At 74.4% G+C, this 13,267-nt stretch carries 16 protein-coding genes; 5 read left to right on the top strand and 11 right to left on the bottom strand.

The window, feature by feature from the left end:
* Window positions 1-12: 12 nt before the first annotated feature.
* Together DVK05_RS08835 and DVK05_RS08830 are read right to left on the bottom strand one after the other, a co-directional pair.
* On the bottom strand, window positions 13-468 hold the full coding sequence (locus tag DVK05_RS08835) for a PIN domain-containing protein (protein ID WP_121563018.1): 456 nt from the start codon (window positions 466-468) through the stop codon (window positions 13-15).
* A gap of 1 nt (window position 469) precedes the next feature.
* Complete coding sequence (locus tag DVK05_RS08830) at window positions 470-1,714, bottom strand: translation initiation factor IF-2 subunit gamma (RefSeq protein ID WP_121563017.1); 1,245 nt, start codon at window positions 1,712-1,714, stop codon at window positions 470-472.
* A gap of 250 nt (window positions 1,715-1,964) precedes the next feature.
* Here DVK05_RS08830 and DVK05_RS08825 point away from each other — a divergent pair, with 250 nt between their 5' ends.
* Both DVK05_RS08825 and DVK05_RS08820 read left to right on the top strand, forming a co-directional pair.
* Window positions 1,965-2,423 carry a DUF5810 domain-containing protein gene (locus tag DVK05_RS08825; protein WP_121563016.1) on the top strand — a complete coding sequence of 153 codons (459 nt, stop codon included), beginning with the start codon at window positions 1,965-1,967 and terminating at the stop codon, window positions 2,421-2,423.
* Window positions 2,424-2,459: 36 nt separating this feature from the next.
* The gene (locus DVK05_RS08820) at window positions 2,460-2,897 is read left to right on the top strand and encodes a DUF5809 family protein (RefSeq protein WP_121563015.1); all 438 of its coding nucleotides are present in this window, start codon (window positions 2,460-2,462) and stop codon (window positions 2,895-2,897) included.
* 129 nt (window positions 2,898-3,026) lie between these two features.
* Here the strand turns inward: DVK05_RS08820 and DVK05_RS08815 are convergent, their stop codons facing one another.
* The 8 genes from DVK05_RS08815 to cofD form a co-directional block, all read right to left on the bottom strand.
* A complete protein-coding gene (locus DVK05_RS08815; RefSeq protein ID WP_053770573.1) occupies window positions 3,027-3,293 on the bottom strand; it encodes an elongation factor 1-beta in 267 nt (88 codons plus the stop codon).
* Window position 3,294: 1 nt separating this feature from the next.
* On the bottom strand, window positions 3,295-3,474 hold the full coding sequence (locus DVK05_RS08810) for an HVO_2753 family zinc finger protein (protein WP_053770574.1): 180 nt from the start codon (window positions 3,472-3,474) through the stop codon (window positions 3,295-3,297).
* A 122-nt stretch (window positions 3,475-3,596) separates the two neighbouring features.
* On the bottom strand, window positions 3,597-4,832 hold the full coding sequence (locus tag DVK05_RS08805; RefSeq protein WP_121563014.1) for a tripartite tricarboxylate transporter permease: 1,236 nt from the start codon (window positions 4,830-4,832) through the stop codon (window positions 3,597-3,599).
* An 83-nt stretch (window positions 4,833-4,915) separates the two neighbouring features.
* Entirely contained in the window at window positions 4,916-5,110 is a 195-nt protein-coding gene (locus DVK05_RS08800; RefSeq protein WP_053770576.1) for a 30S ribosomal protein S17e, read from the bottom strand.
* 79 nt (window positions 5,111-5,189) lie between these two features.
* Window positions 5,190-5,840: a DUF447 domain-containing protein gene (locus tag DVK05_RS08795; RefSeq protein WP_121563013.1), complete on the bottom strand. Its 651-nt coding sequence runs from the start codon at window positions 5,838-5,840 to the stop codon at window positions 5,190-5,192.
* Entirely contained in the window at window positions 5,837-6,817 is a 981-nt protein-coding gene (locus DVK05_RS08790) for a triphosphoribosyl-dephospho-CoA synthase (RefSeq protein WP_121563012.1), read from the bottom strand. Before DVK05_RS08790 ends, DVK05_RS08795 begins: the two co-directional genes overlap by 4 nt.
* Window positions 6,814-7,704, bottom strand: coding sequence for a tRNA-dihydrouridine synthase (locus tag DVK05_RS08785; protein WP_121563011.1), 891 nt, complete (start codon window positions 7,702-7,704; stop codon window positions 6,814-6,816). The genes DVK05_RS08790 and DVK05_RS08785 overlap by 4 nt, the downstream gene beginning before the upstream one ends.
* A complete protein-coding gene (cofD, locus tag DVK05_RS08780) occupies window positions 7,701-8,738 on the bottom strand; it encodes a 2-phospho-L-lactate transferase (protein ID WP_121563010.1) in 1,038 nt (345 codons plus the stop codon). The genes DVK05_RS08785 and cofD overlap by 4 nt, the downstream gene beginning before the upstream one ends.
* A 95-nt stretch (window positions 8,739-8,833) precedes the next feature.
* Between cofD and DVK05_RS08775 the strand changes: the two genes are divergently transcribed.
* Window positions 8,834-10,297: an APC family permease gene (locus tag DVK05_RS08775; protein ID WP_121563009.1), complete on the top strand. Its 1,464-nt coding sequence runs from the start codon at window positions 8,834-8,836 to the stop codon at window positions 10,295-10,297.
* Window positions 10,298-10,300: 3 nt separating this feature from the next.
* A complete protein-coding gene (locus DVK05_RS08770) occupies window positions 10,301-10,951 on the top strand; it encodes a TrkA family potassium uptake protein (RefSeq protein WP_121563008.1) in 651 nt (216 codons plus the stop codon).
* 54 nt (window positions 10,952-11,005) lie between these two features.
* Here DVK05_RS08770 and DVK05_RS08765 read toward each other — a convergent pair whose 3' ends face one another.
* Entirely contained in the window at window positions 11,006-11,980 is a 975-nt protein-coding gene (locus tag DVK05_RS08765) for an isoaspartyl peptidase/L-asparaginase (protein ID WP_121563007.1), read from the bottom strand.
* 168 nt (window positions 11,981-12,148) lie between these two features.
* Between DVK05_RS08765 and DVK05_RS08760 the strand changes: the two genes are divergently transcribed.
* Complete coding sequence (locus DVK05_RS08760; protein ID WP_121563006.1) at window positions 12,149-13,153, top strand: glycosyltransferase; 1,005 nt, start codon at window positions 12,149-12,151, stop codon at window positions 13,151-13,153.
* Window positions 13,154-13,267: the final 114 nt, after the last annotated feature.

Here is a 13,267-nt window from a genome sequence, read left to right as displayed (position 1 = left end):
TGTCCGCGGCCGCTAGGGTTCCGTTATCGCCAGTGTGTTCCGACCCCTTAAACCGATTACTGGTGCGTCCGCGGCCAGCACCCGGTTCGCGAGGGGTCCGTCGACCGTGACGACGGCGTCGACCCGGCCGGCCGCGGCCAGGGCGACGAGCGCGTCGTCGGCGTACGATTCGTCAGTTTCCACCGCCTCCGCCCGCTCCGCGAGGTCCGCCCCGACGCTCGCGGCGGTCGCCTCCGCGCCGTTGCCGCCCTGGAGGCCGTCGAGCTCCGCGAGCACCGCCGTCGGCACCACGGCCTCGTAGCCGCCGAGGACCCGGTCCAGCTCCTCGAACAGCCGGAGGTCGGCCTCGACCGGCGCCATCAGCGCGCTCGTGTCGAGCGCGACGACGGGCGCGCCGCCGAGGGCCTCGGTTCGGGCGTCGCCCGCGGCCGAGGTCTCCGGACCGTCCGCGCGGGCGTCGTCGGCCACGCTACGCCAGCGTCCCGACGCCGATGAGTCGCCAGCGCGCGCCGACGCGCCGGTTGATCGCGATCTGGGCGCCCGACTCGGCGCAGACGGGGCGCTTGAGGCTCACCTCGCACTCGCCGTCTCGCGCGCTCGTGACGGCGCCGACCGTCGTCGCCGTGCCGACCGTGAGCATCAGCGGCTCGCCGGTGCTGATCTCCTCGATGTCGCTCTCGCCGCTCTCGTCGTCCTCCTTGCCGACGACGCGGTCGAGGAGGTCGACCGTCATCTCGAACTCCTCGCGGGTCGGCGGGAGCGTCCCCGGCTCGCCGGCGACCTGCCCGGCGAGGGCGTCGCCCTTCGTCAGGCTGGGGTCGAGCCCGGTGCCGACGCCGAGGAGGCCGCCGGGGTGGGCGGTGTCGACGTCGCGGTTACCGGCCTGGAGCGACCGGACGGTCGTCTCCAGCGGTCGCCACTCGGTCTGTCCCTCCTCGTCGACCTCGCGGCCCGGCCGGATCTCTAAGCCGTCGCCGACGGACAGCTCGCCGCTGACGAGCGAGCCGCCGACGACGCCGCCCTTGAGGTCCTCGGCGCTCGCGCCCGGTCGGTTGATGTCGAACGAGCGGGCCGCGTACATCCGGGCGCTCTCGCCCGGGTCGCGCTCCGGCGTCGGGATCTCGGACTCGATGGCGTCGATGAGGAGGTCGAGGTTGACCTCCTGCTGGGCCGAGACGGGGACGATCGGCGCGTCCTCCGCGACGGTCCCCTCGACGAACTCCCGGATCTGCTCGTAGTTGTCGACGGCGCGGTCGCGGCCGACCAGGTCGACCTTGTTCTGCGCGATGACGATGTTCTCGATCCCGATGAGATCGAGCGCCATCAGGTGCTCTTCCGTCTGGGCCTGCGGGACGTCCTCCGTCGCGCTCACGACCAGGACCGCCCCGTCCATGATCGAGGCGCCCGAGAGCATCGTCGCCATCAGCGTCTCGTGACCCGGCGCGTCGACGAACGACACCGTCCGTATCGGCTCGCTCTCGGAGCCGTCGTCGCACTCCTCGTCGACGGTGTAACACTCGGGCTCGTCGACACCGGGGCAGCGTCGGAACGTCGCGTCCGCGTACCCCAGCCGGATCGAGATACCGCGTTTCATCTCCTCGCTGTGCTGGTCGGTCCACGAGCCGGACAACGCCTGTACCAGCGTCGTCTTCCCGTGGTCGACGTGACCGACGAGACCGATGTTCACCTCCGGTTGTGTGTTGGCTTCAGTCACTGTTGGACCTCCTAACGGAGTAGTCTTATGCGAATTTCGCCCCGTGCGAGTGATAAAGTTGCTGTTATAGGTGCGAGAGACGCCCGCGGGCGAGCCGACGGCGACCGTCCGACTCCGTCCGGTTCGGGGCCGCGACGGTCGCGGTCTCGCCGTTCACCACGTGACCCGACACCAGGGTCGCGAACGAGCGCCGTCGGCGCCGGCGTCCTTCGACGCCGATTTACGCCTCACGCGGTAACGCGGACGCGTAATGGGATACGCGTGCCCCGTCTGCGACACGCCGCAGCGCGACGGCGAACACCTCGCGCACCACCTCGCGTTCACGGCGATGCTCCACGGCGGCGACCACGAGTCGTGGCTCGACGAGCGCGTCGACGACTGGAGCGACCGGGAACCGGCCGAACTCGCCGCCGAGGTGACCCCGCACGCCGAGGACGCCGAGTACGACGAGGTGTTCGAGGACACGGTCCCCCGCGGGCGCCCGGACGTCGGGATGGGGTCGGGCGGGAGTGCGTCGGGTCACGGTCACGCCGGCCACGATCACGCCGGCCACGAACACGGCGCCCCCGCGGACGCCGGCGTTCCCGCCCCCGAGCAGGTCGACGACCCCGAGGTCGCCGAGGCGCTGCGCGAGGCCCGCGAGATGACCCGGAAGGCCGCGGCCGACGAGGACGACCACCCCTCGACCGACGACGAAAGCGACGCGTAGCGGAACGCCCTTCCCCGCCCCCGGCCAACCGCGCGTATGGAGACCAGAGGCACGTTCGCCCCCGAGACGCGCGCCGAGGCGCTCGAACGGTACGAGGAGGTCGGCCCCGTCGCGCAGGTCGTCGTCCGCGAGGCGACCAAGGCGATGTCGTTCGACGCCGACGAGTACGACGAGCGCGTCACGCCCGAGGTGATCCGGACCGCCCGCGACGCGACGTTCGCCGAGCTGCTCGCGGTCCACGTCGGCGACCGCGACGAGTTCGACGCGTGGCTCGCGGACAGCGAGTTCGACGACGCGGCCGTGACGCAGATCGGCTCCGACAACGTCGACAACGTCGTCTGGCACCCGATCCCATTCGCGGACGCGGTGATCGCGGCGACGTACCAGGAGGAGCCGGACGCGGCCGCCAGCACCCTCCGGCGCAACGCCTTCGGGCGCGTGTACCGCGAGGAGTTCTACGAGTCGGGCCGATAGGCCGACCGCGGCGGCGCTCGCCGACGCGCCGAACGCGAACCGCGGAGCGGCCGCTTTCCGAAACGAGCGGAGCCGCAGAATCGAACCGCGAACGCCGGTGCCGGCGCTCGCGGCGGACGGGTCGGGGCCTTACAGGCGACCGACGTTCTCGACCGTGACGGACTCGACGTCCTCGACCTGCGAGAACGCCTCTTCGACGGCCTCGGTGCCGCCCGCGCCGTCGGGGACGATGACGGTCGGGAGGAGCGCGACCAGCCCGAACGCGACGTCGTCGCGCTCGAAGCCGCGGATCTTCGCGCCCTCGGGGAGCTCCTCCTCCAGGCGGTCCTGGAGGTCGTCGAGGTCGACTTCGGGGCTGTTCGGCATGACCTTGATCTTGGCGGCGACGTCGCCCATCTTACGGCCCCCGGAACCCGCAGTCGTGGCACTCGTAGAGGTTGCTCTGCTTCCGGCACTTGGCGCACCGGTAGATGGTGGCGCCGCAGTCCGGACAGGAGAACTGCGCGGCGTTCATGCCGGACACCTGAATTCCACAGGAGACGCACTGCGGAGTCGATTGAGAGTCGCTCTGGCTCATACACGTACTCACCGGCGGCGACTTTTAACCGTTGTTCTTTTCGCCGGAACGGACCGTGCGGACCGGTACCGTCCCTCTCGGCGGAAGGCGGGTCTGCGGGTCGCGGAGACCGAACGGGGCCGTCACCCGACGATCAGCGGGCCGATGAGGACGCCCATCAGGTGGACACGCCGGGCGCCGACCCGCGGCGGCACGAGTCCCAACGCCCCGGCGACGAGGAGAACGCCGACGCCGTACGCGCCGGCGAACGCGTACGAGACGGCCGCGAGCAGTCCCAACACGCCGACCGAGAGCCGGGTGTAGTCGGCGTTGCCGACGACCCGGAGGTACGGGTCGCCGACGAGCACGACGAGCGCGAACCCGAAGCACGCGGCGGTCGCGGCGGCGACGAGAAGCATCGGCAGCGCGAACGGCACGCCGGCCCGATCGATCGCGACGGTCACGCCCGTGCGCGGCGTCCCGAGCGCAACCAGCGCGAACAGCGCGAAGACGGTGTTCGCCGTGTTCGCGCCGCTCGTCGCCACGACGAACCCGCGGTCCGCCGACGCGCGCGGCACCGCGGGCATCGCGGCCACGGCGGCGATGGCGGCCGACACGCCCGGGACGTACCCCACCACCGCGCCGGCGAGCGACCCCGCCCCCGCGCTCGTGCCGAGGTCGCGCGCTCGCATCGCGATCCGCGGGTCCGCCTGCGGCGGGACCCCCTCGCCGCCGAGCGCCTCCACGAGGACCGGGACGCCGAAGAGCCCGGCGAACAGCGGCGCGAGGACCCCGCCGGTCGACAGCGGCGCGGCGGGGTCGGCGTCGAGCGTCGCGAACCCGAGCGCGGCGCTCGCGAGGAAGGCGACGACCCCGCCGACCGCCGCCCGTCGCGACGACTCGGTGAGGACGAGCAGCGCGACGACGCCCCCGAGCAGCAGCGGCAGGTGCGCGCGCAGCGCCGGGTACCACCGCACCATCAGCCACGTGACCGGGACCGCCAGCGGCACCGCGAGCGCGACCGCCAGCCCGGAGCCGAGCGCGGAGAGCCGGACCGCCTCCCGACCCCGCCCCGCGATCACCAGCCTGTGGCCGGGCAGCGCCGCCACCGCGGTCGCGGCGTCGGGCACGCCGAGCGCGAGCGCGGGGACGATGTCGAGGAACGAGTGGACGACGCCGGCGCCGAGCATCGCGACGCCGACGAACAGCGGGTCGGCCGGCACCGACGGGGCGAGGCCGGCGAGGAGCAGCGCGAAGTTGTTGGCGTGGAGCCCCGGCACCAGCCCGCTCGCGGTCCCGAGCGCGACGCCGCCGAGCAGGAACGCGAGCGCGCCCGCCGCGAACGTCGGGTCGACCACCGGCCGCACGAGCGCGTCCATCGAGGCGGGATGGCCGCGGCTCCGGGCTTAAGCTGTGGGGCGGCGCGACGGGTCGCAGAATCAGTGCGAGTCGAACCGAGCGGTTACGCGTTCTGCGCGGCCTGCGACTTCTTCTGGGTGACGTAGCCGGCGATGCGGTTGCGGACGCCCTTCGACTCGACGGTCGTCAGCGCCGTGACGCTCTCCTTGTTCGTCTCGAAGTCCGTGTTGAACGAGTCGGGATACCGCTCCAGGAGGGCGTTCCCGAGCTGTTTGATGTACTTGGGTTTGATGGCCATACCGAGCGGTACCGGAGGGGCGAACTAAAAGGGTTCGTTCCGCCGCGAGCGGCCGCGAGCCGGAGTCGCGGCGGGTTCCTTACGATTCGCCGGCGCGCTCGCGCCACCCGGTCGCCTCGTCGATCCGCGCGAACGCCTCGCGCTCGGCGGGCCCGCCGCAGCGCTCGACCACGTCGGCGAAGTACCGGAGGCGGTCGAGCAGTTCGCCGGTGTCGAACGCCGGCACGTCGAGCCGCGAGGCGGCCACCGTGGCGTCGACGACCGCGCCGAACCCGCGGTTCACCGTCGGCACGCGCTCGCTCACGACCGCCGACTCGACCGGCGACAGCTCCCAGGTCCGTACCGTCGTGTCGCCCTCGCTCTCGGCCGCGACCGCCTCGGCCTCGACCTCGACCCACGCGTCGGCGCTCGGGAGGACGGGGTCGTCGGCCTCGCGGACCGTGAGCGCCGCGTCGACGAACGTCCGCGGGTCGACCGTGAACTGGACCACGCCGCCGCCGCGCTCGCTGAAGTTCCGCCACGTGCGGGTGCGCCCGTAGGTGCGCGCGATGACGGGCCCGTCGGGCTCGCCGTCCGCGCCGGTCTCGGGCGCGTGGAGCCCCAGCGCCGCGACGTTCCACCGGTCGTTCGGCCCCAGCGTCGTCACCACGGACTCGGTGACCCCGCGGAGCGCGACCGGCCAGCCGTCGGGGGCGACGCCGTCCCGACCCCTCCGACCGCCGTCGCTCACGGCGCCACCTCCGCGCCGCGCCGGAGCGCGACGAACAGCGCCGCGCACGTGAGGTCGGCGGTCGTCCCGGGGTTGATCCCCTCGTCGACGAACTCGTCCGCCAGCGACTCCGCGGCGTCGAGGTCGGCGCCGTGGACGGCGTCGGCGTCGATTCCGGAAACGTCTCCCACCGGACCGCTCGGGTCGGTCGAATCAGGCTCCAGAATCGCTCTCGCCCGCTCGCTCGCCTCGCGGGCGGTCTCGGCCCCCTGCGTCGACGCGACCAGGGTGTCCGGCTCGGCGGCGAGCAGCCCCAGGAACGCCCGCGCCGCCCGGTCCGCGAGCGGTCCCTCGTCGGTCAGGATCCACTCGGCCGCGCGGAACGTCCGGGGGAACCCCTCGGTCCACTCGGCGGCGTTGCGGTCGGGGGCGCGGTCGCCGGCTCCCTCGCCGTCGTCGGCCCCGCCCGCGGGGTCGGCCGAGAGCGCCAGCACGTCCCGCAGGGTCGCGCCGCGGTCGCGGATCGCGGGCTCCGCGTCGCTCCCGCGGCGCACGTCGAGGTCGTCCGCGCCCGGCGGCGGGTCGTCGACCGCGACGTCGACGGCCTCGAACGCGCGGTAGAAGGCGACCGCGTCCTCGACGGTCGTCGCCCGACAGAGCGCGTCGAGGCCGGCGGGCGAGAGGTCCCGGTCCGGGTCGGCGGCCGCCCGCACCAGCGGGACCAGGAGCAGCAGGCAGCCGAACTGCGTGTTCGTCCCGGCCCGGTCGGCCATCCCCCGCACCGCGCGCTCGAAGGCGTCGCCGACCGCGGGGCCCGCGCCCCCGGCGGTTCCCCTCGCGGCCCGTTCGAGCCCCGGGCGCGCGCCGACTGCGCCGCCGAGGAACGCCTCGAACCGCAGGTCGTCGAGGTCGCGGCGCCGGTCGACGTTCCCGGGCTTCGGCGTCCCGGCCACCTCGACGAGGAGCGCGAGCGTCGCGTCGTCGACGGGGTCGGTCACGGCGACGCCCCCGGCCCGGGCTCAGGCCCGCGGGCCCCGCGCGGGAGCCCCCCGCTCCGCCACGCCTCGACAGCGTCCGCGACGCGCGCGAGCACCGGCGGGTCCTCGGTCGGCCGCCCGACGCTCACCGCGTCGGCGCCGTGCTCCGCGTACTCGGCGACCGTCTCCCGGCCGCGGACGCCGTTGTTGGCGACGAGCGTCAGGTCGGCGAGCGCGGTCTCGCCGTCCCGCGCCGCCGCGTCGACCGCGGCCGCGAGGTCCGCGATCACCGCCTCCGAGTCCATCGCGTCGACGTGGAGCCAGTCCGCGCCCGCGGCCGCGACCCGCTCCGCGACCGCGACGAGGTCGACGCCCGGCACCTCGGCGCGGACCTTCACGCTCGTCGTCGCGCCCGCCTCGGCCGCGGCGGCGACGTACCGCGCGAGGCGGTCCGGCTCGCGGAGCAGCGACTCGCCGCAGCCGACCGCGCGCAGCTCCGGCTGCCGGCAGTGGGCGTTGACCTCGCAGACGGCGCCGCGGTCGGCGCAGACGCGCGCGACATCCCGGACCGGTCCCGGCGCCGCGCTCCGGACGTTGACCCCGGGGCGGACCGGCGCGTCGGCGACCGCGTCGAGCTGGTCGGCGACGAACGCGACCGGGTCGGCGGGGAGGAACTCGGAGCGGCCGCGCGCGACGAGGTCGCGGGCGGCCGCCCGGCTGGCCGGGTCGAGCGCGACCCCGCCGAGGAGCGCGGCGTCGACGTGCGGGGCCGCGGCCCGGGCCCACGCGGCGTCGGCGGCGCCGCTGAGGCTCGCGGCGACGAGGAACGGATCGCCGTCGGCCGGCGCGCCGCTCCCGTCGTCATCGCCCTCGGCTGACGCTTCCCGCTCGCTCCCGCTCCGGGTCACTCCGCGCCCTCCCGCGGCGGCGGCGCGTCCGCCGCGTCGTCGTCGACCGCCGCCAGCGCGCGCTCGCAGGCCCGGGCGACGCGCTCGGCGTCGTCCGCGTCGTCGATTTCGGTGTCGGTGCGCTCGACGTGTCGGTCGAGTTCGGTCGGGTCCGCGTCGTCGAGGACGAACGCGTCCGCGAACGGGTACGCCGCCGCCACGCCCGCGGTCGAGGGTTCGCGACCGACGCCGGCCATCAGGTCCGCGGCCGGTCCGGAGAACACCTCGTCGCCGACGAACGGCGAGACGGCGACGACGGGCGTCTCCCGGAGCGCGCGCTCGAACCCGGGGAGCGCCAGCATCGGTCCGATGCTCGTCACCGGGTTCGAGGGGCCGATCACGACTGAGCCGTCGAGCGCCGCCAGCACGGCGTCGGTCGGCTCGGCGTCGTCCGCGCCCCGGAACTCCACGTCGGCGACCGCGGGCTCGCCGCGCCGCGCGACCCAGTACTCCTGGAAGTGGAGCGTCTCGCCGGCCTCGGTGTGGACCAGCGTCGCGACCGGGTCGTCGGACATCGGGAGGAGGTCGACGTCGAGACCGAAGGCGTCCGCGAGCGTCCGGACCGCGGCCGTGAGCGTGTGCCCCTCGTCGAGCAGGCCCGTCCGCGTGAGGTGGACCGCGCGGTCGCGGTCGCCGATCTCCATGAACTCGGCGACCGCCGAGAACCGCCGCCACCGGGCGATCTCCCGGCCCGCGGTCTGCGCGTCGGCGTCGAGGTACCGGGGGCCCGCTTCGAGTCCGGCCGCCTCGGCGAGCCGGCCGAGCTCCTCGTGGGTCGCGGTCGTGTCGCCGTCGATCCCCCACCACGTCTCGCGGTCGAGGACGCCGCCGCCCGCGAACAGCACGGTGTCGACGTCCGGGCAGACGAGGTGGCCGCCCAGCTCGACGTCGTCGCCGGTGTTGGCGACGACCGCCGTCTCGGCGGGCTCCCACACCCGGGCCGCGCCGTCGAGGAGCTTCGGCGTGCCCGTTCCCCCGGCGAGGAAGGTTACCATACCGGCGCAAGGCGACGCCCGGATTTGTATCCTCGCCTCGCGCGGCGGCCCCGACGGCCAAACAACTATTCACGTGGGGACGGTGGGACACGACGATGAGTGCCGGTGAGCGCGCGCCAGCCGCCGAACTCGGGCTGCTGGACGCGACGATGATCGGGATGGGGGCGATGATCGGCGCCGGAATATTCGTGTTGACCGGGCTCGCGGCGGAGATCGCCGGGCCCGCCGCGATCCTCGTCTTCGTGTTCAACGGGATCGTCACGGCGTTCACGGGGCTCTCGTACGCCGAGCTCGCCGCCTCGATCCCGAAGTCCGGCGGCGGGTACGCCTTCGTCCGCGAGACGTTCGACGACCTCCCCTCGTTCCTGATGGGGTGGATGCTCTGGTTCGCGTACATGATCGCGGGCGGGCTCTACGCGCTCGGGTTCGCGCCGAACTTCCTGGAGCTGCTCCACGTCTACGGGGTCACGGCCGCCCCGGGACAGGTCGGCGCGATCGCGGTGCCGCTCCTCCCGGTGTCGGTCCCGGCCGCGGTCGGACTCGCGCTCGTCGCGGTCGCGCTCCTCGTGACGGTCAACGCCCTCTCGACGGCCGCGAGCGGCAGCGCGGAGACGCTGTTCACGGCCGTCAAGGTCGCCATCCTCGTCGTCTTCGTCGCCTTCGGGTTCCTCTCGGCCGGCGGCGGCGGGGAGACGAGCTTCACCTTCCAGCAGTTCGACCCGCTGTTCCCCGCCGGGAACTCCGCGTTCTCGATCCTCCCGGCGATGGGCCTGACGTTCATCGCCTTCGAGGGGTACGACCTCATCACGACCGTCACCGAGGAGGTCGAGAACCCGCGCGAGAACATCCCGCGAGCGATCTTCTACAGCCTCGGCGCCACCGTGGTCGTCTACGCGCTGGTGGTCGTCGTCGCCATCGGTACCCTCGGCGCGCAGGGGCTCGCCGACGCCGGCGAGGCGGGGATCGCGCAGGCCGCCACCTCGTTCATGCCGACGGGGCTCCCGATCATCCGGAACGGCGGCGCCCTCATCGTCTTCGGCGCGGTGTTCTCGACGCTGACGGCGCTGAACGCGGTCGTCATCGCCTCCTCGCGGGTCGCCTTCTCGATGGGGCGGGAGGGGCAGCTGCTCCCGCGGATCGGCCGCATCCACCACCGGTACGGCACCCCGTTCTTCGCGATCCTGCTCAGCGCGGTCGTGATGCTCGGGTCCGTCGTCCTGCCGACCGAGAGCGCCGGGAACGTCTCCAGCCTCTTCTTCCTGCTCTCGTTCATCGTCGTCAACGCGGCCGTGATCAAGCTCCGCCGCGACCGCCCGAACATGCGCCGCCCGTACGAGATGCCGTACTACCCCATCCCGGCGGTGCTCGGGATCGCGTTGAACCTCCTGCTCACCGGCGTCCTCGTGGTGTACCTCGTCCGGACCGACCCCCTCGCGCTGGCGCTGAGCGTCGGCTGGATCCTCGCGGGCGTCGCCGCGTACTACGCCCTGCGCGGCCGCGGCGAGGGCGCGCCCCCGGCGAGCACGGACAGTTCTAATGCGGAGGCCGGCGACGGCTGACACATGGACGGGAACTTCCGGATCGTGATCGCCGGCGGCGGCCGCGTCGGGAACCGGGTCGCCCACATCCTCGACGACAGGGGCCACGACGTGACCGTCGTCGAGCGGGACTCAGAGCGGGCGGAGGCGCTCTCGGACGACTACGTCGCCACGGTGATCGAGGGCGACGCCACGCGCCCGGGCGTCCTCGAACAGGCGGGGTTAGAGCGCGCCGACGTGGTCGCCGCGCTGACGAGTCAGACCGGGACGAACCTGGCGGTCTGCCTGCTGACCCGCGAGCTCGCCCCGGACACGCAGACGGTCGTCCGGACCGAGAGCGAGCCGGGCGCGGAGTTCGACCGCTTCGTCGACGAGGTGATCTTCCCGGAGCGCGCCGGCGCGCGCGCCGCAGTGAACGCGATCGAACCCGACGTGAGCACGCTCGAAGATGTCACCGGGACGCTCGACATCCTGGAGGTCCACGTCGCCGACGGCGCGCCCGTCGCCGGGCGCTCGCTCGACGAGGTGGCGCTGCCGCGCGGGAGCCTGATCGTCTCCGACGCCGCGGGCGACACCCTCGCCGGCCCGGAGACGGTGCTTCACGCGGGGGAGTCGTACCTCGTCGCGGTCGAGCCCTCCGTCGTCGACGAGGTACTGAACCTCTTCCGCGGGTAGGCGCCGGCGGGGCGAGCCGGTGAGCCGCGCCGGGCGGCGACGGACCTGTCCGCCTCACTCGCCGAGCGCGACGCTCGTCTGCATCCCCTCGGTGTTGAACGCGCTCCCGGCGGCCTCCGCGCCGGTCGCCGTCGGGTCGAGGACGATGACGCCCGCGCCCGAGCCGGTGACCGCCTCGAACTCCTCGATCGCGCGGTCGGCCGCGGCCTGCGCGCCGAGCCCCTCGTCGAGGAAGTCGACCGCGCGCCGCGAGAGCGTGACGCGCGCGATGTCCTCGCCCGCGCCGGTCGCGCTCGCGCCGCCCGCCTCGGTGCAGAAGAAGCCCGAGCCGACCTGCGGCACGTCGCCGACGCGCCCCGCGAGCGCGAACGACCGCCCGCCGGTGGAGGTGACCGCGGCGACGCGCTCGCCGTCGGTCGCGACGGCGCCGACCGTGTCGTGATCGGGTGCGCGGCCCGACTCGGCCGCTCCCGCTTCCTCGCCGTCTCTCTCCGCCGCCTCCCAGCCGTCGCCCTCGCCGTCTCCCGCCCCGCCCGCCTGGTCGTCGCCCGACCCGAACCGCGAGGCGAGCCAGTCGAGGTGGTCGCGCGGCGACCCCCGCGGCGGGTCCTCGGCCTCGTACCGCTCGCGCGTCTCGTCGGTGAGCAGGTCGGCATCGGTCTCGACCCCGAAGTCGGCCGCGAGGTCGACGGCGTGCTCGCCCGAGACGAAGCCGTGCGGCGTCTCGGAGTGGACGACGCGGGCGACGCTCGCGGCGTGCTCGACGCCCGGCATCGAGCAGGCCGCACCGACCTCGCGGTCCGCGGTCATCATGCCGGCGTCGGTGCGGACGACGCCGTCCGACTGGACCGCGCCGCCGACGCCCGCGTTGAACCGCGGGTCCGATTCGAGGACGCCGACCGCCGACTCGACCGCGTCGAGCGGCGTCGCGCCCGCGGCGCCGCGCGCGGCCGCCTCGTCGAGGACCGCCTGTCTGGGCTCCGGGTCGTCCGGGGCGCCGCCGGCGCCGCCGTGAACGATGACTCGCATACCGGGGGCACCCGCGGCGGCCACATAAGCGCCCGGAAGGCGGCGGCCTGCTCGGGCGTTCGCACGCGCACCGCGAGACCGGAAGGCCGAGGCCGACGGGCGCGGGACGCGCTCGCGCCCGACCCCGTGACCGCCGGCGTTTACTCCCCGCCGCCCGAAGCGACCGACGTGACCGATTCGGAGCCGACCGCGGGGCCGGGGCGTCCGACGCCGGTGTCGGTCCTGCTCCCGACCGTCCGCTGGACCGAGGCGTGCGACGAGGTGGCGGACCAGCTCCGCGGCCCGTCGGCGTTCGCCGGCGGGGACGAGGGCGGGCGCGGGGGCGACCGCGCCGCCGACGAGCTCCTCGTGATCTGCGACTCGCCGGACGACCCCGTCGCGGCGCGCCGCGGCGACCTCCCGGACCGCGTCCGGATCCTCGTCGCCGGCGAGCCGGAGGGGTGCTCCGGGAAGGCGAACGCCATCGCGGCCGGGATGGAGGCGGCGGCGAACGACCGGATCGCGTGGACCGACGACGACTTCCGGCACCCGCCGGACTGGCTGGCGACGCTCGACGCCGACTACGACCGCCGCGGCCCGACCACGGAGGTGCCGGTGTTCGTCGGCGAGGACCCCCTCGCCCGGCTGTTCGAGCCGGCGTACGTCATCGGCGGGACGCTCGCGGTGTTCGCGGCCGGCGTCGCGTGGGGCGGCGCGGTGATATTCGAGCGCGACGACCTCCGCGACGGGGAGGCGGCGTTCCGCCGGGACCTCCGGCGCACCGTCAGCGACGACGGGACGCTCACCGAGCACCTCGACGTGTCGGCGGTCGACCGGACGCGCTACGTCCGCGCCGGCGGGTCGCTCCGGGGCTCGCTGGAGCGGTTCGTCCGCTTCCTGACGATCACCCGGTACCACGCGCCGGGGGCGACCGCGTTCAACGCGGCCTTCGGCGTCGCGATGGCCGCGCTGTGCCTGTTCGCGCCGTTCGTTGGGGTGCCCCTCGTCACCGCGCTCGCGGGGGCCGCGTACGCCCGGTTCGGAATCGCTCGCGCGACGTTCCTGCTCGCGGCGCCCGGCGTGCTGATCGCCCCGCCGCTGATGGCGTACGCGTTCGCCCGGCGGACCTTCGTGTGGGGCGGTCGCCGCTACCGCTGGCGGTCGATGTTCGACGTCGAGGTCGAACCGGTCTGACCCCCGGACGGCCGCGGGGCGCCGGCCGAACGACGCCCGCGGCGCCGGGGGCGAAAACCGGCAAACGCTGCGAGCGCGACGCTCACGCCGAAAACGGCAGGCACTTTAGGGGGG

Origin of the sequence: Halorubrum sp. Atlit-8R, from assembly GCF_003666025.1 — an archaeon.
GTDB lineage: Archaea > Halobacteriota > Halobacteria > Halobacteriales > Haloferacaceae > Halorubrum > Halorubrum salinarum.
Note: the sequence above shows the minus strand (reverse complement) of the source record. Positions and strands in the feature narration are given on the sequence as shown.